At 67.6% G+C, this 18881-nt stretch carries 19 protein-coding genes and 1 riboswitch; of the genes, 6 read left to right on the forward strand and 13 right to left on the reverse strand.

Annotation, left to right across the window (positions count from 1 at the left end; translation table 11 throughout):
• Positions 1-26 precede the first annotated feature (26 nt).
• Together DND132_RS16865 and recJ are read left to right on the forward strand one after the other, a co-directional pair.
• The gene (locus tag DND132_RS16865; RefSeq protein ID WP_014323981.1) at positions 27-887 is read left to right on the forward strand and encodes an HDOD domain-containing protein; all 861 of its coding nucleotides are present in this window, start codon (positions 27-29) and stop codon (positions 885-887) included.
• Between the two features lie 18 nt (positions 888-905).
• Positions 906-2615 (forward strand): single-stranded-DNA-specific exonuclease RecJ, encoded by a 1710-nt coding sequence (gene recJ / locus DND132_RS16870; protein ID WP_014323982.1) that lies wholly within the window; start codon positions 906-908, stop codon positions 2613-2615.
• A gap of 136 nt (positions 2616-2751) precedes the next feature.
• Here the strand turns inward: recJ and lipA are convergent, their stop codons facing one another.
• Genes lipA through DND132_RS16890 form a run of 4 tightly spaced genes read right to left on the reverse strand, consistent with a single transcriptional unit; the run spans position 2752 to position 6877 of the window.
• Complete coding sequence (gene lipA, locus DND132_RS16875; protein WP_041915843.1) at positions 2752-3621, reverse strand: lipoyl synthase; 870 nt, start codon at positions 3619-3621, stop codon at positions 2752-2754.
• Entirely contained in the window at positions 3551-4210 is a 660-nt protein-coding gene (gene lipB, locus DND132_RS16880; protein ID WP_014323984.1) for a lipoyl(octanoyl) transferase LipB, read from the reverse strand. Before lipB ends, lipA begins: the two co-directional genes overlap by 71 nt.
• Positions 4210-5331, reverse strand: a complete 1122-nt coding sequence (locus tag DND132_RS16885) for a small ribosomal subunit Rsm22 family protein (protein ID WP_014323985.1) — start codon at positions 5329-5331, stop codon at positions 4210-4212. Before DND132_RS16885 ends, lipB begins: the two co-directional genes overlap by 1 nt.
• The gene (locus DND132_RS16890) at positions 5321-6877 is read right to left on the reverse strand and encodes an ASKHA domain-containing protein (RefSeq protein WP_014323986.1); all 1557 of its coding nucleotides are present in this window, start codon (positions 6875-6877) and stop codon (positions 5321-5323) included. Before DND132_RS16890 ends, DND132_RS16885 begins: the two co-directional genes overlap by 11 nt.
• Before the next feature lie 124 nt (positions 6878-7001).
• Between DND132_RS16890 and DND132_RS16895 the strand changes: the two genes are divergently transcribed.
• Entirely contained in the window at positions 7002-7898 is an 897-nt protein-coding gene (locus tag DND132_RS16895) for an alpha/beta fold hydrolase (RefSeq protein WP_014323987.1), read from the forward strand.
• 186 nt (positions 7899-8084) lie between these two features.
• On the opposite strand, the gene DND132_RS16900 is transcribed toward DND132_RS16895, so the two are convergent.
• The 9 genes from DND132_RS16900 to DND132_RS16940 form a co-directional block, all read right to left on the reverse strand.
• Entirely contained in the window at positions 8085-8879 is a 795-nt protein-coding gene (locus DND132_RS16900) for a sirohydrochlorin cobaltochelatase (RefSeq protein ID WP_014323988.1), read from the reverse strand.
• Positions 8876-9589 carry a precorrin-2 C(20)-methyltransferase gene (gene cobI, locus DND132_RS16905; protein WP_014323989.1) on the reverse strand — a complete coding sequence of 238 codons (714 nt, stop codon included), beginning with the start codon at positions 9587-9589 and terminating at the stop codon, positions 8876-8878. The genes DND132_RS16900 and cobI overlap by 4 nt, the downstream gene beginning before the upstream one ends.
• Positions 9590-9662: 73 nt before the next feature.
• Complete coding sequence (locus DND132_RS16910; RefSeq protein WP_014323990.1) at positions 9663-10556, reverse strand: ABC transporter substrate-binding protein; 894 nt, start codon at positions 10554-10556, stop codon at positions 9663-9665.
• Positions 10553-11338 (reverse strand): ABC transporter ATP-binding protein, encoded by a 786-nt coding sequence (locus DND132_RS16915; protein WP_014323991.1) that lies wholly within the window; start codon positions 11336-11338, stop codon positions 10553-10555. Before DND132_RS16915 ends, DND132_RS16910 begins: the two co-directional genes overlap by 4 nt.
• A complete protein-coding gene (locus DND132_RS16920) occupies positions 11331-12380 on the reverse strand; it encodes a FecCD family ABC transporter permease (protein WP_014323992.1) in 1050 nt (349 codons plus the stop codon). The genes DND132_RS16915 and DND132_RS16920 overlap by 8 nt, the downstream gene beginning before the upstream one ends.
• A gap of 4 nt (positions 12381-12384) precedes the next feature.
• Positions 12385-13359, reverse strand: a complete 975-nt coding sequence (locus DND132_RS16925; protein WP_014323993.1) for a sirohydrochlorin cobaltochelatase — start codon at positions 13357-13359, stop codon at positions 12385-12387.
• A gap of 126 nt (positions 13360-13485) precedes the next feature.
• Positions 13486-13662: riboswitch (cobalamin riboswitch) on the reverse strand.
• On the reverse strand, positions 13658-15355 hold the full coding sequence (locus DND132_RS16930; protein WP_014323994.1) for a chemotaxis protein CheA: 1698 nt from the start codon (positions 15353-15355) through the stop codon (positions 13658-13660). It overlaps the preceding riboswitch by 5 nt.
• Before the next feature lie 9 nt (positions 15356-15364).
• Positions 15365-16090, reverse strand: a complete 726-nt coding sequence (locus tag DND132_RS16935) for an Hpt domain-containing protein (protein WP_014323995.1) — start codon at positions 16088-16090, stop codon at positions 15365-15367.
• A gap of 15 nt (positions 16091-16105) precedes the next feature.
• Positions 16106-16501 carry a response regulator gene (locus tag DND132_RS16940; protein WP_014323996.1) on the reverse strand — a complete coding sequence of 132 codons (396 nt, stop codon included), beginning with the start codon at positions 16499-16501 and terminating at the stop codon, positions 16106-16108.
• Between the two features lie 183 nt (positions 16502-16684).
• Here DND132_RS16940 and DND132_RS16945 point away from each other — a divergent pair, with 183 nt between their 5' ends.
• The 3 genes from DND132_RS16945 (at position 16685) to DND132_RS16955 (ending at position 18870) form a co-directional block, all read left to right on the forward strand.
• Positions 16685-17275 (forward strand): TrmH family RNA methyltransferase, encoded by a 591-nt coding sequence (locus DND132_RS16945; protein ID WP_014323997.1) that lies wholly within the window; start codon positions 16685-16687, stop codon positions 17273-17275.
• A 10-nt stretch (positions 17276-17285) separates the two neighbouring features.
• Positions 17286-17897: an L-threonylcarbamoyladenylate synthase gene (locus DND132_RS16950; RefSeq protein WP_014323998.1), complete on the forward strand. Its 612-nt coding sequence runs from the start codon at positions 17286-17288 to the stop codon at positions 17895-17897.
• A gap of 487 nt (positions 17898-18384) precedes the next feature.
• Positions 18385-18870 carry an NUDIX domain-containing protein gene (locus DND132_RS16955; protein ID WP_014323999.1) on the forward strand — a complete coding sequence of 162 codons (486 nt, stop codon included), beginning with the start codon at positions 18385-18387 and terminating at the stop codon, positions 18868-18870.
• Positions 18871-18881 lie beyond the last annotated feature (11 nt).

Here is an 18881-nt window from a genome sequence, read left to right on the forward strand (position 1 = left end):
CCGGGCGGCTCGGGGCAGGAGTGTTCATGAATCAGGACAAGATCCAGGGCTTCCTTCAGGAACTGCCGCTCATGCGCGAGGACCTGCCGTTCTCGCCCGAGGTCCTGAGCCGGCTGTTCGTCCAGACCGGCAACGGCTCCCTGGCCTCCATGGAAGACGTGGGCGAGACCCTGAGCAAGGACCAGGGGCTTACCGCCCGCATCCTGAAGCTGGCCAATTCCGCCTATTACGGTCTCCAGGCCGAGGTCCAGTCCGTGCCGCGCGCGGCCGCCGTGCTCGGCATGGCCGAGATCCGCAACATCGTCCTGGCGTTGGGCGTCAACGGCCTGACCCAGCGCTACCCCCTGCCCGAGGATTTCGACCTGGGGCGCTACTGGGCGCACCAGTTCATGGTCGCCATGGTGGCCAAGGAACTGTCCGACATGACCGACGTGGGCAAGCCGGAGAACCTGTTCACCTCCGGGCTGCTCCACGACTTCGGCAAGCTCGTCACCGCCCTGAAGCGGCCCTCGGACTGGGCGGCCATCCGCGAACTGGCCGAGAGCGGGGAGCTGGCCGACAGCGACGCCGAGGAGGAGTACTGGGGGCTGGACCACGCGGTCATCGGCGCCCTGGTGCTGCGCTCCTGGGACCTGCCCGCCGCCCTGGTGGAGCCGGTCAACTGGCATCACTCGCCGGACCTGTCGCCGGAATTTTCCAACGAGTCCAACGTCATCAGTCTTGCCGACAGCGTGGTCCACGCCGTGGACGACCCGGACGGGCAGTACGGGGAGCGGGTGGACGACCTCTGCCAGGCGGTGGACGTGGACATGGACGACATCCTGGAAGTCGCCGAGGAGCTGGTCGACTCGGACGACATCGAACAATTCGTGAACATACTCTCCTGACCACACGGGATCATCACCTTGCCTTGCATCTGGAAACCCCGCAACGAGGGGACCGCACCGTCGTCGGCCGCGGCCATGGCCGAGGAACTGAACGTTTCGCCGCTCATCGTCGAAATCCTCTGGAACCGGGGACTGACCGACCTGGGCGACATGGACCGCTTTCTCAGCCCGCTGCTCCGGCACATGGCCAACCCGGCAGCGGTGCCCGGCCTGACCGAGGCCGCCGAAACCCTGGCCCGCGCCCTGGATCGGGGCGGCACCCTGGCCGTCTGGGGCGACTACGACGTGGACGGCATCACGGCCACGGCGGTCATCAAGGAATTCTTCGCCCTGCGCGGCCGGGAGGTCATGCACCACCTGCCCAACCGCATGGAGGAGGGCTACGGCATGAACGTGCCGGGCGTGGAGGCGCTCCATGCCCGGGGCGCGGACGTGCTCCTGACCGTGGACTGCGGCATCTCGGACCTCGCGCCCGTGGCCCGCGCCCGCGAGCTGGGCATGACCGTTGTGGTCACGGACCACCACCTGCCCGGCGAGACCCTGCCCGAGGCCCACGCCGTGTGCGACCCGCGCCTGGCCGAAGGCGGTCCGTGCGACGACCTGGCCGGGGTGGGCGTGGCCTTCATGCTCGTGGTCGCCCTGAACAACCTGCTGCCCGGCGACAAGGTGGACGTGCGCCCGCTGCTCGACCTGGTGGCCCTCGGGACCATCGCGGACATCGTCAAGCTGACCGGCCAGAACCGCATCCTGGTCAAGAACGGCCTGCTGGTCATCAAGGAGGCCAGGCGGCCCGGCATGGCCGCGCTCAAAGTGGTCAGCGACTACGCCCGCCAGGCCGAGCTGGGGGCCGGGCAGATCGGCTTCCATCTGGCTCCGCGCATCAACGCGGCCGGGCGCATGGGCGACCCGGAAAAGGCCCTGAACCTGCTGCTGGCCAAGGATTTCGACTCGGCCATGCCCATCGCCGAGGAACTGGACGCCATCAACATGGAGCGCCGCCGCCAGGAGCAGGAGATCGCGGACGAGGCCCTGGCCCAGGCCGAGACCATGCGCCACATGGCCGGTCTGGTCCTGTTCGCCGATCACTGGCATCCGGGCATCATCGGCATCGTGGCCTCGCGCGTGGCCGAAAAATACTACCGGCCCACGCTGCTGCTCTGCGCACCCGACGGTCCCGAAGGGCCGCTCAAGGGGTCCGGCCGGAGCATCCCGGAGTTCAACCTGCACGACGGTCTGGCCCAGGTGAGCGACGTGCTCGCCGGATTCGGCGGCCACGCCCAGGCCGCCGGGCTCTCCCTCGACCCCTCGAACCTCGAAGCCCTGCGCGAGCGGTTCAACGCCCATGTGGTCGAGACACTCGGGGCCAAGCCCCTCACCCCGACCCTCAAGCTCGACCACGAACTGGCCTTCTCCAACATCAACAACACCCTGCTCAGGGAACTGGAACTGCTTCAGCCCTTCGGCATGGGCAATCCCGAACCGGTCTTCGCCACCAGGCCCGTCCGCGTGGCCGAACACGCCCTGTTCGGCCGCGAAGGCGAACACGTCAAACTCGTCCTCGAAGACCAGGAGAGCGGCACCAAGCTGCCCGGCAAGGCCTGGCGAATGGCCGGCTCCCTGACCCGCGCCGTCCAGGGCCGGACCATGCGCTTCGCCTTCACCCCCAAGATAGATAGATTCCGGGGCGTCCCGAGCATCGACCTGCGGATTCGGGACTGGATATTTTAGCAATCGGGAATGGAAGGGGGTTGCACGGCTATTGTCGGGTGGCTTGGTCCCCGGAGCGCGCCGTTGGCGTGAAAACAACAGGGCCGACGCGGTATTACCGTGTCGGCCCTGTTGTTTTCATTCGATTCCGTTTCGTCTAGACGAAGTCGGCGGCGTTGTAGCTCGACCGGACCAGCGGGGCGCTGAACATGTGGCGGATGCCGCGCTTCTTGCCCTCCTCGGCGTACATTTCGAAGACCTCGGGCTCCACGTAGCGCCGGACCATGGGGTGCTGGCGGCTGGGCTGCATGTACTGGCCGATGGTCACGATGTCGCAGTCGATGGCCGCCAGGTCGTCCAGCACGGTCATGATCTGCTCGTCGGTTTCGCCCAGTCCGACCATGATCCCGGACTTGGTCGGGATGTCCGGGCGCAGGCGCTTGGCGTTCTCGAGCACGGCCAGGGACTGGCGGTAGTCGGCCTGGGGCCGGATGTGGTCGTACAGGACCGGCACGGTCTCCAGGTTGTGGTTGAGCACGTTGGGCCCCGCGTCGAGCACGGTCTTGAGCGCGGGTTCACTGCCCTGGAAGTCCGGGATGAGGACCTCCACGGTGCAGTCGGGCAGGACCTCGCGCACGGCCCGGATGCAGGCCGCGAAGTGGGCGGACCCGCCGTCCTCGAGGTCGTCGCGGGTGACCGAGGTGATGACCACGTGGCGGAGCTTCAGCCGCCGGGCGGCCTCGGCCACGCGGGCGGGCTCGGTGGGGTCGAGCGGCTCCATGTCCCCGGAGGCGATGTTGCAGAAGGCGCAGTTGCGCGTGCAGATGGCCCCCATGACCAGGAAGGTGGCCACGTTCTTGGAGAAGCACTCCCATTTGTTGGGGCACTTGGCGCTTTGGCAGACCGTGTTCAGGTGCAGGTCGCCGATCAGCTCCGCGGTGTTGGCGAAGTTTTCGTTACTCGGCAGCTTGATCCGCAGCCACGGCGGAATCCGCAAAGGCTTTTGCAAAGGCTCGTGTAAAGACATGCTTGACGTCCTCCATGGGGATGTCCCGCCCGGCTTCGGCGGAGATGGAAGTGGGCACCGCGCCCTGGATGCCGCACAGGGTGATGGCGTTGAAAAGACTGGTATCGCTGGCCACGTTCAGGGCCAGGCCGTGGTAGGTCACCCAGTGGCGCACACCGATGCCCATGGAACATATTTTGCGCGTTTCGTCCACCCAGACGCCCGGATGCTTGGGCCGCCTGATGGTCGCGACCCCGAAGTGGGCGCAGGTGTCCATGACCGCCTGCTCCATGTCGTCGAAGAACTTGCGCATGCCGCCGGGTCGCTTCTCCACCCGCCAGATGGGGTAGGCCACCAGCTGGCCGGGGAAGTGGCAGGTGATGTTCCCGCCGCGCGTGGTCTGGACCAGCTCGATGCCGTGGGCCTCAAGCTGTTCGGGGTTCAGGTGCAGGTTCTCGGCCCCGCCCTGGCGGCCCAGGGTGATGACCTTGGGGTGTTCCAGCAGGAACAGGGTGTTGTCCCGGTCGCCGTTCAGCACACCGTCCAGCGTCTCCAGTTGCAGGGCCTCGGCGTCCTTGTAGCCGATGAGCCCCAGGTCGATGATCTTCATTACTTTCCTTGGACCTTGTACGGAAGGATGAGCGCCTTGGACTTGAGGTCCGTCTTCGGGTTGGACGGCCAGTCGGGCGCGATTTGCTGGCCCGGAAACAGGGGCCGGATGCCCGGCGCGTATTCGAGCAGGGTCAGCCCCCGGTCGGAGCAGGCGTACTGGCCTTTGCCGCCGTGGAGCTTGAACGGTTCGGACACGGCCCGGACCAGCCCCCGATGGGCTGCGCCGCCGGGCGAAAGATAGAGGAAGTTGAGGGATACGTTGTCCTTGGCCAGGTCGGCCTCGGCGGACACGGCCTCCAGCCAGGCGGGCGCGCCCTTGGTGGAGAAGTTGAAGTGGCACCAGGGTCCCTGGCCCATGGCGGGCATGGGACACTCGACCGTGTGCGGGCAGGGCGCGATGGGCTTGTACCCCTTTTCCAGGAACTGGGCGCGCATCTCGCTGATGATCCGCCCGGCCAGGCGCACGCCGGTCTCGACCAGCAGGATGCGGCCGGTGTCCTTGGTGGCCCCGACCATGTGCGCGGCCAGCTTCTCGGCCTGGGGCCGGGTGGACCGGCCGGACCAGTCCAGCTCGTTAAAGGCGTTGGCGGCCATGAGCAGGTCCGCCTTGTCGCGGATGTGCTCCGTGAACCCGCCCTTGACGGTCTTGATGCGCCAGGGCGAGTCCTTCCCGGCCAGGGCCTGGAAGAGCTGCACGCCCGTGTGCATGGTCTTGGGCGCGATGTCCAGGCAGGTGAAGGAGAGTCTGCGCGCGCGCAGGTGCGGCCGGGCCATCCACAGGGCCAGGACCGTGGTCAGCGGGCCGGTGCCCAGGTCCGCCACCTGGCCGTCCTCGGGGATGTCCAGCTCCAGGCCGGTGAACAGCCGGGACAGGCGGAACAGGTTCCAGGGCAGGAAATAATAGAGGTACGGCGACAGGAACTTGGCGTCGGTCATGTACTCCTTGCGCCGGGTGGACCGCTCGTTGGTCAGGCTGCGCGACATGTCGCGGATGTCGTACTTGAGCTGCTCGCGGTGCTTGCCCTTGAGCGGCCAGACCGCCTTGAGCAGGGTCTCGAACCGGTCGAGCTGCGCGCAGTTGTCCTCGGTCAGCAGGGGAAAAAGGCCGTCAATCGACATAGGAAAAACGCATCCTCTTGATGAATTGGTCGCCGAAATCGGCGTCGCCGGTCAGGTCCACGAGGGTCAGTCCCTCGGGCAGCGACTCGGCGAAGGTCCGCGCCTGCGGGTCGCTCAGGAGCAGCTCCGTGCCCCGGAGGGAGGTGTTGCCCGCCTTGACGGTCCGGGCCGCGCAGCCGGGGGGCAGGAAGCCCAGGGTCTCCAGGTCGGCGGGCGAGACATGTTCGCCGAGCGCGCCCGCCAGGTGGATCTCCCGGAGCGCGCCGGGACCGATCCCGGCGGCCTTGAGCAGGGCGGACACGGCCAGGTTGAAGGCCGCCTTGACCTTCAATATCTCCTCCACGTCCGATGCCGGGAAGCGGACCGCCTCGTTGACCGTGAAGGCGGGCTCGCCGTCCACGGCGGTCACCTGCCCGGCCAGGCGGGCGGCCAGGGGGGTGGTCCCCTGGGCGAAGCGGCCGGACTCGTCCAGCACGCCGTGGGCGCGCAGGATGGCGGCCAGGGACAGGTAGCCCGTGCCGGTCATGCCGCCGCGGGCGGCGTCGGCCGCGCCCGCGTCCTCAAAATAGCGGACCTCCAGCCCCTTGGGGGTCAACCGAAAGCCGGTGATGGCGCCGGGTCCGGCGGTGCGGCCGAAGGACAGGCCCACGCCCTCCAGGGCCGGGCCCATGGGCACGCTGGCGCACAGCCGTTTCTCGGGGGACAGGGCCAGGATGAATTCGCCGTTGGTGCCCAGGTCGGCCAGCAGGAAGGGGTATTGCGGGGTGCCGCCGTATTCGATGGCGGTCAGCCCGGCGGACAGATCGGCCCCGACGAACGGCGCGAGCAGGGGCGGGATGTACGCGGGGGGCAGTCCCGCGCCCAGCCGCTTCTCGTCGCCGCCGAAATAGGACAGCCGGTAGGGCGCGGCGGCCAGGTCGTCGGGCTTTTTGCCGAGCAGGATGTACGTCATGGCCGGGTTGCCGGACACGGCCAGGGCCACGCACCGGCCGCCCAGGTTGCGCTCGGCAAGCCCTGCCAGCTCAGTGATGCGGTCGGTGATCAGGGCGCGGAGCACGAACCGGCCTTCCGCGTCGGCCGCGGCCGCCAGCCGGGACATGACCTCGGAGCCCATGCCCATCTGCGGGTTGAGCTCCCGGCCCGTGGCCACGGGCTCGCCGTCCACCAAAGCGGTCCAGTGGATGGAGGTGGTCCCCAGGTCCACGGCCAGGGCGAAATCGCCGCCCGCCTGCTTGAGGGCGCGCACGGCGCGCGGGCTGCGCACCGGCTCGGGCAGCTCGATCTCGCACGGCTCGGACGGGTGCAGGCAGGAGAGCCGCCACCCCTGGTCGAGCTTGTCGCGGCCGAGCTTTTTCAGCTCTTCGCGGGCCGGTTCGGGCGCGTCCTTGAGGTAGCGCACGCGGCACAGGCCGCACTTGCCCAGTCCCGAGCACAGGGGCACGCCGTGCCACAGCCGGGAGAGAAAGATGGTCCGGGCCAGGGTGTCGCCCGGTCTCGGCTCCAGGGCGAAGCGCCCGCCGTCGAAGGTGTGTATCAGTATGCTCACGTGGTCTCCAGGGGGCAGACTAGCCCAAGGGCGGGGCCGTGTAAACGGCGGGATGGGCTTGGCGGCCGGGGGAGAAGTTGGTAGGGGTCTTGGTCGGCGGCGCATCAACCCCAAGGGAGGCGACATGTCCCGGGCAAGGGCCAATGGCATCGACATCGAGTACGACACGTTCGGCGACGGCAAGGACCCCGCATTGCTGTTGATCATGGGCGGGGGAAGCCAGATGATCTACTGGGAGGCCGGGTTCTGCGAAATGCTGGCGGGGCGGGGCTACCACGTGATCCGTTTCGACAACCGGGACATCGGCCTGTCCACCACGTTCGACGAGGCGGGCGTGCCCGACATGGCGGCGGTCATGGCCGGTGAGCCCGTGACGCCCGCCTACACACTTGAGGATATGGCGGACGACGCCGCGGGCCTGCTCGACGCCCTCGGCATCGACAGGGCGCACGTCTGCGGGGCCTCGGTCGGGGGCATGATCGCCCAGGCCGTCGCGTACCGGCATCCGGCGCGCGTCCTGAGCCTGACGTGCATCATGTCGAGCACCGGGAACCCCGATCTGCCGAAGATCGCGGACGACGTCCTGGCCGAGGTGTACAAGCCCGTCCCGGCCGAGCGCGGGGCATTCGTCGCGCACCAGGTGGCCATGTGGCGGAAGCTGTGGAGCCCCGGATTTCCCTTCGAGGAGGAACGGCTGCGCCGTCTCCTGGGCGAAGGCTTCGACCGGTCCTACCATCCGCAGGGCATGGCCCGCCAGGGGCTGGCCGTCGTGGCCCACGGCTACCGGCCCTCCGCCATCGCCTCGATCGAGGCCCCCACGCTCGTGATCCACGGCGACAGGGACCCCTTCATGTCCCTGGAGGGCGGCAGGGAGACGGCCCGGCTCATACCGGGCGCGCGGCTGCTGGTCATCGAGGGCATGGGCCACGACCTGCCGACGCCGGTCTGGCCGCGCATCGTGGAGGCCATGGCCGAACACATGGGGGCGGCGGACCGGCAACAGTCGCCCGCTCAAGAGTAAGGGAGATGGGGCGGAAGCGCCCCCGGCAGCGGTCCATGCGGCCCGCCTGATCCAAAGGCGTTCCCCCATACCGAGTCCGTACCAACCCGGAGAAGCGGCACACCATGCCGCACCTCGCCGCTCCCCGCGAAGCGGCACAAAAAGTTTCGGAAGGGAAAGGGGATGGGGGGCCGGGGGCAACCGCCCCTAGCAGCGGTCCATGCGCTTGAGGGCGTCGTGGAGGTGGCTCAGCCAGATGTCCACCAGGCAGTCGTATTCGCCCGCGCCCCGGAGCACCGCCTCGCATTCGATGCCCGCCCGTTCCAGGCGGGTCTTCCAGCTGGTCTCGGAGTCGCCGACCATGTCCCGGGCCGCGTGCCAGCCCGCGCCGAACAGGAAGGGCAGGAGGTGGGCCTTTCTCACGCCGTCGGCCTGGAACCGCTCGATGACCGCGTCGATGCCGGGTTCGGCCTCCATGGCGCCCATGTGCACGGACGGGTCGCGCTCCTGGAAGGCGCGGTGCAGGGCCTCGTAGTAGACGTTGCCGTCGTGCTTGGTGCCGTGGCCCATGAACAGCACGGCGTCGTTCTCGCCCTTGCCCTGTTCGGCGATGGTCAGGACCGCCTCGGCCACCGCCTCGACGCCCGCCTCGCCCGCCACCAGGGGAAAGCCGACCTCCACCCGGCGGAAGCCGTCCGCGCTGAGCATGCGCTCGTTGGCCAGGCCCAGCAGCTCGTGGAACTCGGTGCCGGGGATGAGGTGCAGGGACTGGATGGCCACGTGGGTCACGCCCTCGTCCCGGAGCCTGTCCAGGGCGGCGGGCACGGAGTCCACCGCCTCGCCCGCCTTCTTCATGTGTCCCCGGATGGTCTTGGAGGTGTAGGCCACGCGCACGGGCAGGTCGGGATAGGCCGTCCGGACGCGCTCGACGATGTGGCTCAGCGAGGCCATGGCGTTCTTGTGCCGCGAGCCGAAGGCGGCCAGGACGATGGCGGTGCTCATGCCTTGTTCCTCTTGACCAGGGCCAGGGAGAAGTAGTGCGGCTGCCTGGGGGCGTCCTTGATGTCCATGAGGATGGATTCGTCGTCCATGCCCAGACGGGAGACCAGGACCGTGGTGTCGGCCAGGCGGAGCTTGGTCAGCAGGGCGCGTATCTCATCGAAATTCTTGTACGCCTTGAGGATGACGGCGTTGTCGGCGCTGTTCAGCTGCTCTTCCAGGCGGGCGGAGTCGGCCACGCCCGAGGTGATCAGCAGGGACTCCTTGGACTCGCACAGGACCAGGCCGATGCGCGCGGCGGCCGCGTGGAAGGAGGTGATGCCGGGGATGGCGCGCAGGCGCAGGTCCGGGTTCATGGCCAGCAGGGTGCGTTGCAGGTAGCCGTAGGTGGAGTAGGTCAGGGGGTCGCCCAGGGTCAGGAAGGCGGCGTCCTCGCCCCGGTCCAGGACCTCGGCCACGAGCCGGGCGTTCTCGGCCCAGGCGGCCTCCAGGGCGTCGTTGTCCTTGGTCATGGGGAAGCCCAGGCGGACGATGCGCACGTCGTCCTTGAGGTGCGGCTTGGCGATGGCGTAGGCCGTGGAATAGTCGTTCTTGGTGGAGGCGGCGGCAAAGATGACGTCCACCTGGCCGAGGACGCGCACGGCCTTGAGGGTGAGCAGTTCCGGGTCGCCGGGGCCGACCCCGATGCCGTAGAGGGTGCCTTTCTTGGTCACGATGGATATCCGTCCTGTTTGTGCCGGTAGCCGACTGTGTCTGTTTTGCGCGGGCGCGTCAACTCGGGATGGTCTAGGGGTGGAGGAGGCGGAAGACGTTGTCGATGCCTTCGAGGAGCCGCAGGGTGGGCCGCGAGACCAGCCGCTCGTCCACCAGGAAGACGTTGCGGGTCAGGACCGCCTTGATGCGCGAGGCGGCCGGGCCGTCCACGATGTCCGGCACCGAGACCTCGTTCATGGTTCCGCGCTGGGCCAGGTAGACGTCCACCTTATCGCCCCTGGCCAGGAGCCGCTCCAGGCCGTAGTCCGCGATGTTGGTGCCGTGGCGGGGCCGGGCGTCGGCGGCCACGTTGATGCCGCCCGCCTTTTCCAGGACGAACAGGGGCATGGAGCCGGGCGAGAAGGTGGCGGTCTTGGAGTGGATGGACTCGAAGAACACGCCGGGCCGCTCGTCCATGGGGATGGTCGCCAGCCGGTCCTCGGCGCGGCGCACGCCGTCGCGGAAGTCCTCGACCATGTATTCGGCCTGCATGTCGCGGCCGGTCAGTTTGCCCAGGGTGCGCCAGTAGTCGTACATGGCCTCCACGGTGTCGGGCTGGAGCGAGACCACGGTGACGCCGTGGCGCGCAAGCGCGTTCCACAGCCCGGTGTAGGCGCGCATGTGCATGGGACGGATGAGGATCAGGTCCGGCTTGGCGGCCAGGAACTTCTCCACGCCGTCGCGGGCGTTGAAGGTCGGCTTGTCCAGGGCCGCGACCGGGTAGTCCTCGCCCGTGGACACGCCGATGATGCGGTCGTCCAGGCCGAGGCTGAAGAGATTTTCGGTGTGCGCGCCGTACAGGGAGATGATCCGGGTGAACGGCTTGTCGAAGGTGATGGTCCGACCGGAGTCGTCGGTGATGGTCCGGGCCTGGGCGGTGGAGCACAGGAGCAGGATGAAGGCGAGGGTCAGGAAGAAACGTTTCAAGATCGGTTCCCTTGGATATAGGCGATGAGCGGTCCGTGTTCGGTGTCCAGGACGGCGGCGCGCACGCCGAAGACCGCGTGGATGTTTTCGGGGGTGAGTGTCCGGGACACGTTGCCATAGGCGTGAACGGCCCCATTGTCCAGCATGAGCACGGCGTCGCAGTAGCGGGCGGCCAGGTTCAGGTCGTGGAGCACGGCCACCACGGTGCGTCCGTCCTCGGCCAGCCGGGCCAGCTCCTCCATGGTCGCCATGGCGTGACGGATGTCCATGGCCGAGGTGGGCTCGTCCAGGAGCAGGACCGGGGTGTCCTGGGCCAGGCCGCGCGCCACGGCCGTGCGCTGGCGTTCGCCCCCGGACAGGTCGGCCACGGCGCGGCCGCGCAGGTCCGCGAGGTCCATTGCGGTCAGGGCGCGCTCGACGATCTCGCGGTCGCGGGCGTCGGCCCGGCCGAACCGGGGGATGTGCGGGTGCCGCCCCATGAGCACGGTCTGGGCCACGGTGAAGGGGAAGCGCAGGGGCTGGTCCTGGGCGACCATGGCGCAGCGCCGGGCCAGCCGGTCCGGGGGACAGGCCGAGACGTCCTCGCCGTCCAGGCGGACCGCGCCCGAGGTGGGCTTGAGCAGGCCCGCCAGCAGGGCGAGCAGGGTGGACTTGCCGCTGCCGTTGGGCCCGACCACGCCGTGCAGCAGGCCGGGTGCGAAGCCGAGGTCCAGATCGCGGAGGACCGGGACGTCGCCGTAGGCGAAGCCGAGGTCCCGGAGGGCGAAGGTCGCGCTATCCACGGGAGAGCCTCCGCGAGCGGCTGAATATCCAGCAGAAGACCGGTCCGCCGATGAGGGCGGTGAGCACGCCGATGGGCACCTCATGGGGCAGGAAGGCGCGGGTCACGGTGTCGGCGGCCAGGAGCAGGATGGCCCCGCCCAGGCCCGACGCGGGCAGGAGCCAGCGGTTGTCCGGGCCCACGACCATGCGCATGAGGTGGGGCACGATGAGCCCGACGAAGCCGATGACCCCGCTCACGGCCACGCAGACCGCGCTGACCAGGGAGGCGGTCACCAGCAGGATGAGCCGCACCCGGCCGGTGTTCACGCCCAGGCTGCGGGCCGGGCGCGTGCCCAGGCTCATGACGTTCAGGTCGCGCGCGAAATAGAGGCAGACCGCGAAGGCGAACAGGGCGGCCGCGCCGGCCAGGGCCGCGTCCTGCGGGGTCCGGCCCACGAAGCTGCCCATGAGCCAGAAGACGATGACCGAGACGCGCTCGTCGGCCAGGTACTTGATGCAGCTGATGCCCGCCGAGAGGATGGCCGAGACGATGACGCCGGCCAGGATGAGCGAGGCCGGGGAGAGTTCGCCGTCCCGCCCGGCCAGGGAGATGACGGCGGCCAGCGTCAGGGCCGCGCCCGCGAAGGCCAGGACCAGCAGGGTGGCCGGGCCGAGGAAGGCGAGCCCCAGGAGCAGGGCCAGGGCCGCGCCGAAGGCCGCGCCCGAGGACACGCCCAGGGTGAACGGGTCGGCCAGGGGGTTCAGGAGCAGCCCCTGGAAGACCGCGCCCGCCACGGCCAGGCCGAAGCCCACGGCCGTGCAGGTCAGGATGCGCGGCAGCCGGACGTCGAAGAGGATGCCCGCGCCGGTGGAGTCCAGGGAATCCGCCGCTCCCGACACCCCTCCCGTGAGGCCGTCAAGCAGCCCGCGCAGGACTTCGTCCGGCGGGATGTGGACGACTCCCAGGGTGCAGGCGGCCAGGACCAGCCCGGCCAGCCCGGCGGCGAGCAGGGCCACGGTCAGGCCGTTGCGCAGGGGGGTGCGGGGAGCGGCGTCGGTCATGCGGTTATTTCGCGCCCGGTTTTTGGGTCATGGCGTCGGCGAGATGGTCCACGTAGATGGCGGCCCAGCCGTCGAGCATGCCCAGGCCGCGCAGGTCGGTGGTCACGTCGAAGCCCTGTTTGGTCAGCATGACCTTCCACGAGTCGTCCTCGTCCCCGGCCATGTCGTTGGAGGCGTGGTCCCCGGCCACGATCATGAACGGCTTGAGCAGGACCTTCCTCTCGCCCGACGCCTTGAGCTGCGGGGTCATGTCGTCGAAGGCCGGGTAGCCCTCCACGCAGCCGATGAAGATGGGGTAGTCGTACTCGGCCTGGAGCACCTTCTGGAACTCCGCGTAGATGCCCGTGGAGAAGAAGTCGTTGCCGTGGCCCATGTAGACCAGGGCCGCGCCCATCTCCCTGGCCTGGTCCACGTCGCCCTTGAGGGCCTTGGCCGCGCGGGCCATGTCCTCGCCGTATGGCCGGGCGTCGCCGGGCATGCCCAGGGCGGGACGACCCAGGACCAGACGGACGAAGGGCTCGTTCTTGGCCTTCATGGTGTGGATGGACCGGAGCCCGTCGACCAGGGCGGCCAGGTCGGTGAACTCCTCGCCCGCGAAGACGTGCAGGGACTGGACGGCGACGTCGCGGTAGCCGTCGTTCTGGAGGTCCGCGATGGTCGCCAGGGGGTGCTTGACGAACAGGACCTCGGCGGGGATGTCCGCGTGGGCCTTTTGCCAGGCCGCGTCGTCCTGGCGCTTCTGCCAGATGCGGCGGATGATGTTGGAGGTGAAGGCCAGGCGCACGGGCACGCCGGGGTTGGCCTGTTCCACCTTGGTCTTGATGTTCAGGATGGATTTGACCGCTTCGGGGTAGGAGGTGCCGAAGGCGGCCAGGACGATGGCCGTCTTGACCGGGCCCTCGTCGTGGTGCCCGGCCCGGGCCGGGACGGCCAGGAGCAGGGCGAGCAGCAGGAAGGCGGCGTTTCTGACGAACGTCATGATGTTCTCCGAAAAAGGGCGGGTAAGGGAAAAGAAAAGCCCCTTCCTCAGCGAATTCAGAGGAAGGGGAGTCCGTATTTTTCCCTTCGATACCTCGGCGGCAAGCCCACGTACCACCGTGGCAAGTCCTTGTGATCGCTTCAGGCAGGTCTTCCGGCTGGTCCCTCCCGTCTCCGCCTTCCCAGGCGAGGCCCAGTGGCGTGAATGGAGACGGTTCGGCAGGACGTCACGGCGGCGGGTCCGCTCCCGATTTTCACGGGATTCCCTATCGAGTCCGAGGACACCTGAAGACTGAGCACTATGCCCCGGCGGGCGTTCCTGTCAAGGACGACTGCGCGTTCCGGGCGATGCGCGCCTGGAACTGCTGGATCATCTCCTCGGCGTCAATGACCAGGGCGTCGGATTCGCCCATCATGCCGTAGCCCAGGATGGGCACGTCGAAGATCTCGTTCACGGGCACGGTGAAGCCGGTGATGACCACCTGCTGCTGCCTGAGGACCTCGTCCACCAGGATGGCCCCCTTGTAGTCGCCCACCCGGACCACGATGGCCTGGGCCATCTCGATGTTGTCGATCTCCGGGGTCAGCTCCAGGAGGTCGGCCAGGCGGAGCAGGGCATGAATCTCGCCGCGCACGTCCACGGTCTCGCGGCCGTCGGGCAGCTCGACCACGTCGTGGCGCCGGGGCATGTATATCTCGACCACGTCGCGGCTGGGCATGATGAAGGTATCGCCGCCCACCTTGCAGACCAGGGCGTCGACGATGCCCTCGTTGGCCGAGCGGTCCAGGGGGACGGTGATGGTGAAGGCCGCGCCCTTGCCGAGCGTGCTCTCGATGGACACGTCGCCGTCCAGGGCGACCTTGATGGCGTTGACCACCGCGTCCATGCCCACGCCGCGCCCGGACACGTCGGTGATCTTCTCGGCGGTGGAGAAGCCGCTCTGGAGCACGAACTGGAGGATTTCCTCGGTCTCGTACTCCTTGTCCGGGTCGGCCAGCCCCTTTTCCAGGGCCTTGGCCAGGATGCGGTCCGGGTCCAGGCCGCGCCCGTCGTCGGACACCTGGATGAAGGCGCTGTCGCCCTTGCGCCAGGCGGCCAGGGTCACGGTGCCGCTCTCCGGCTTGCCCGCGGCCTTGCGCCCCGCGGGGTCCTCCAGGCCGTGATCCACGGCGTTGCGCAGCAGGTGAACCAGGGGCTCGTTCAGGGACTCCACGATGGTCTTGTCCAGGGCCAGCTCGTCGCCCTTGACCTCGAAGTCGAGCTTCTTGCCGATCTTCTGGGACAGGCTCTTGACCAGCCGGTGCATGGGCATGAAAATCTGCTTGAGCGGCACCAGGCGGATGGCGTTGACCTCCTGCTGGAGCCGGGTGATGACGTTGTCCAGTTCGCGCAGGCTGGAAGCCATCTGGGTCATGCTCGTGGCCCCGCCCTGGGCGATGACGGCGTAGGTGACCATGAGCTTGCCGACCAGCTCGATGACCCGGTCCAGCCGGTCCGTGGCCACGCGGATGGAGGAGATGGCAGTGGCCGAGCTCTTGGCGTCGGTCCGGTTGTCCGCCTTGGCGTCGGCCTTGTCGGGCTCGCCGGCCGGGGCGGACTCGGCCGGGGCCGCCTCTTCGGGGACCTCGGCCTCGGCGGCGGGCGGTTCCTCGAAGGCCTTGGCCGCCTCCGCCTCGGATTCCTCGACCACGGGCGCGGACGGTTTGGTCCGGATCTTGGCCAGGGCGTCGGCGCTGCCCTCGAGCAGACCGCCCAGGGCGAAGAAGAACTTCTTCTGGGCCTCGCAGATGCCGAGCAGGGAGGAGATGATGTCGCTGTTGACCGGGGTGATGCCGTCCTTCAGCATGTCGAGCAGGGCGATGACCCCTGCCGAGGAGAGCTGCATGCACGACAGGCCGAGTGCGTCGACAACCGCCTCGACCCCCTGGCCGGTGGCGTCCACCTCGAGGATCTGCTTTTCGATGTCCTCGATGCACTGGATGATGCTGTCCTGCATGGCGTCCCCTTATTGCGCGGTGAAGTAGGTTTCCCTGTCGGGATACAGTGAGATGGTCTTGTCGAAGCCCCAGCCGATGAGGGTCTGACGGGCGTCCGGGGAGACGTTGCAGGCCGCGATCTTGAAGGTGGTGCCCATGCTCGCCACGGCGGCCCACGCCCCGGAGCCGAAGGTCAGTACCCCGGACAGGTCGAGGAGCACGGCGTCGCCGGGCTCGATGCACAGGATGGCCGAGAGGATGGGCTTGAACTGGCCGTCCAGGTGCACGCGCGGGTCCTTGACCCTGATGACGGTCACGCCGTCGCGGGTCTCCACGTCCACGCCCGCGCCCTGGGCCTCGCCCTCGGCCTGCTCGGTGGAGGACGCCTCCTTGATCAGTCCCAGGACCTCCTCCTGCTCCCCGGTGTCCAGGTCGCCCTCGCGCAGCTGCTCCAGGACCTGGAAGATCATGTTCACCCCGCGCGACAGCAGGGTCACGTTGTCCGGGGTGGACTCCACCTCGCCGGACTGCACCTTCTTCAGGAAATCCTCGATCTTGTGGGTGAAGTGGGAGGCCTCCTCGAAGCCCGTCATGAAGCCGGTTACGCCCTTGATGGTATGCAGGGGCCGGGCCAGGATCTCGATGCCCTGGGCCAGCTCCGCGCCCTCGAGCAGTTCGAGTCCCTCCATGACCTGGGGGTAGTACTTGTCGTTCACCTCGGAGAAGAATTCCTCAACCATCGGGTCTTCGCTCATGGCCTGTCCTCGGTCTTACTTGTGCAGAAGTCCGAGCTTTTCCAGCTCGGCGTACAGCTTGTCCTTGGCCACGGGCTTGACGATGTAGGCCGAGGCCTCGCCGTCGTGAAAGGTCCGGATGACCGTCCGGGGATCGTCCAGGGCCGTGGTCATGATCACTTTGACCCTGGGGGTGTAGTCGTTGGCCGTTTCGAGGTCCCGAATCTTCTGCAACGCCTCGATGCCGTCCACCTCGGGCATCATGATGTCCATGAGGATCAGGTCGTAGGGCCTGCCCTCGCCGTGGCCCATGCGGAAGGCCTCGACCGCTTCCCGGCCGTTGACCACGATGTCCACGTCGAAAAGGGTCATCAGGAAGGACCGCAGGACCTTGCGGCTCAAAAATTCGTCTTCGACAATGAGTGCACGCATTGCATACTCCGCTTTCTTACCGGGAAAAGGGGCTCCAGGCTTTCTTTTCCTATGTAAAATGGAAAAATGTCAACATGATGATAAAAATTAATAATGCGCATTCCATTATAATCTCACCGCTTGCGCCGGTCCGGAACGTGCTCCGGGGTTGCCAAACCATAGCAGAATGTATACCAACCCCGCATGTCCAAACAGATTACGGAAGCGAGGAAACGGCGCATCGACGCGGTGCTGGCCCGGCGGCAGAAGGACCTGACCCTGGTCATGGACAACATCTGGGACCCGCACAACGTCTCGGCGGTGCTCAGGAGCTGCGACGCCTTCGGCGTGGCCGGGGTCCATCTCTACTACACCGACTCCCAGTGGCCGGACCTGGCCCTGAAGAGTTCGGGCTCGGCCACAAAGTGGGTCGAGCGCACCGAGCACGTGGACGCGGCCGAGATGGTCGCCGAACTCAAGGGGCGGGGCATGCGCGTTCTCAGGACGGGGTTCTCGGACTCGGCCCGGCCGGTCATGGACTTCGACTTCACCAAGCCCACGGCGATCATCCTGAGCAACGAGCACCGGGGCACGTCCCCGGATCTGGCCGCCCTGGTTCCGGACGAGATATACATCCCCATGCAGGGCATGGTGCAGAGCTTCAACGTGTCGGTGGCCGCGGCCATCATTTTGTACCAGGCGTTCACCCAGCGGGACGCCGCAGGCATGTACGACGAACCCTCCTTCTCGCGGGAGGAACTGGAATCGCTCAAACCCCAATGGTATATGAGGTAAGGAGACTGTCATGCAAGAATTGCTCAAGGTCCTGCGTTCCGGCGGCATCGTCATCTACCCCACGGAGACGCTCTACGCGCTGGGCTGCGACGCCACCAGCGAGGCGGCCTGCAACCGCGTGGCCGAGGTCAAAGGGCGTTCCGAGGAGCGGCCCCTGCCCCTGATCATCGGGGGCATGGACATGCTCGACCTGGTCACCGGCGAAAAGACCCGCTCCCTGCTCGACCTGGCGGGCGCGTTCTGGCCCGGCCCGCTGTCCATCCTGGTCAAGGCCCTGCCCGACCTGCCCGCCTGGCTGTCCGACGACGAGGGTTACACTTCGGTTCGCTGGTCCGGCCATCCCTTCGCCTCCGAACTGTCCCGCCGGTTCCGCAAGCCCATCGTGGCCACCAGCGCGAACCTGTCGGGCAAGCCCCCGGCGGCCCTGCCCGAGGACATCGATCCCGCGCTCCTGGAGATGGTCGACGGCTCCTACTTCGATCCGCCGTGGCCGCGCGGGCACAAGGCCTCCACCGTGGTCCGCCTGCTCGGTTCGAGCAAGCTCGAGATCATCCGCGAGGGCGAGATATCCATCAAGAAACTGTGCGACAAGGGGTTCTCCGTGGCCGTGCGCAACGCCTGATCCCGCGCGGCGGGTCAAAATACTTGAACCCGCATACACGGGAAATGGACCGTTCCCGGTCCGAGGTAAAAAATCTTGTACCCCTTTCAGGGCGCAGGATTTTTTCTTTGTCCGACGTAGTCTTGCAACACATTGATTTAATTATGTTTTATTGAAAAATCCGCATCTGTCGGCCCGATGGCACGGGGGTTGCTATATCCAAAGCAACTTCTTCCTTTTTTTGCACACGAGAAAGCCAAGGCTTCACCGGACGGTCCGATGAAGCCTTTCTCGTATGGTCTGTGCTTTGCAAATATTCCAAGTAAAAACAGCATGTTGTTTGATCGCTGCCGACACTTCTTCGCGCATGGGCCACGGCTCGCGGCGAGGGAGTTCGCGCCCGGCGGCGTGGCGGCGGGGTAAAAAAAGTGGAATCGCGCTGGTCGGGGTTTGACTTCGTGACCGGGTTTGGGAACAGTCCGGTCTGGAACCAGCCAAGGAGCGAGTCATGGGCAGAGTTCGGACCTGCCCCCACTGCGGGGGCGAGATCGAGGTGTATCGGAATCCCACCCCCACGGTGGACGTGGTCATCGTCATGGACCTGACTGGGGGCGGGCGGGGCGTGGTTCTCATCAAGCGGCGCAATCCGCCCTTGGGCTGGGCGTTGCCCGGCGGGTTCGTGGACTACGGCGAGACCTGCGAGCAGGCCGCCGTGCGCGAGATGAAGGAGGAGACCGGGCTCGACGTGCGCTTGACCGGGCTGCTCGGGGTCTACTCGGACCCGAACCGCGACCCGCGCGGCCACACCATGAGCGTGGTCTACACCGGCGAGCCCGTGGACCCGGCAAGGCTCATGGCGGGCGACGACGCGGCCGACGCCTCGGTCTTTCCCATGGGGCAATGGCCCGAGCTGGCCTTCGACCACGCCAAGATCCTGGCGGACTTCCTCGCCAACGCCAAGGCCCGGGGCAAGGGCTGTCCGGACGCGCATTGACTTGGACCTGG

The organism is Pseudodesulfovibrio mercurii (assembly GCF_000189295.2).
Lineage (GTDB): Bacteria > Desulfobacterota > Desulfovibrionia > Desulfovibrionales > Desulfovibrionaceae > Pseudodesulfovibrio > Pseudodesulfovibrio mercurii.

Coding starts and splice junctions, on each gene's coding strand:
- DND132_RS16865 (WP_014323981.1), top strand. CDS start 27: ATGAATCAGGACAAGATCCAGGGCTTCCTTCAGGAACTGCCGCTCATG.
- lipA (WP_041915843.1), bottom strand. CDS start 3,621: ATGTCTTTACACGAGCCTTTGCAAAAGCCTTTGCGGATTCCGCCGTGG.
- lipB (WP_014323984.1), bottom strand. CDS start 4,210: ATGAAGATCATCGACCTGGGGCTCATCGGCTACAAGGACGCCGAGGCC.
- DND132_RS16885 (WP_014323985.1), bottom strand. CDS start 5,331: ATGTCGATTGACGGCCTTTTTCCCCTGCTGACCGAGGACAACTGCGCG.
- DND132_RS16895 (WP_014323987.1), top strand. CDS start 7,002: ATGTCCCGGGCAAGGGCCAATGGCATCGACATCGAGTACGACACGTTC.
- DND132_RS16900 (WP_014323988.1), bottom strand. CDS start 8,879: ATGAGCACCGCCATCGTCCTGGCCGCCTTCGGCTCGCGGCACAAGAAC.
- DND132_RS16920 (WP_014323992.1), bottom strand. CDS start 12,380: ATGACCGACGCCGCTCCCCGCACCCCCCTGCGCAACGGCCTGACCGTG.
- DND132_RS16925 (WP_014323993.1), bottom strand. CDS start 13,359: ATGACGTTCGTCAGAAACGCCGCCTTCCTGCTGCTCGCCCTGCTCCTG.
- DND132_RS16930 (WP_014323994.1), bottom strand. CDS start 15,355: ATGCAGGACAGCATCATCCAGTGCATCGAGGACATCGAAAAGCAGATC.
- DND132_RS16935 (WP_014323995.1), bottom strand. CDS start 16,090: ATGAGCGAAGACCCGATGGTTGAGGAATTCTTCTCCGAGGTGAACGAC.
- DND132_RS16940 (WP_014323996.1), bottom strand. CDS start 16,501: ATGCGTGCACTCATTGTCGAAGACGAATTTTTGAGCCGCAAGGTCCTG.
- DND132_RS16945 (WP_014323997.1), top strand. CDS start 16,685: ATGTCCAAACAGATTACGGAAGCGAGGAAACGGCGCATCGACGCGGTG.
- DND132_RS16950 (WP_014323998.1), top strand. CDS start 17,286: ATGCAAGAATTGCTCAAGGTCCTGCGTTCCGGCGGCATCGTCATCTAC.
- DND132_RS16955 (WP_014323999.1), top strand. CDS start 18,385: ATGGGCAGAGTTCGGACCTGCCCCCACTGCGGGGGCGAGATCGAGGTG.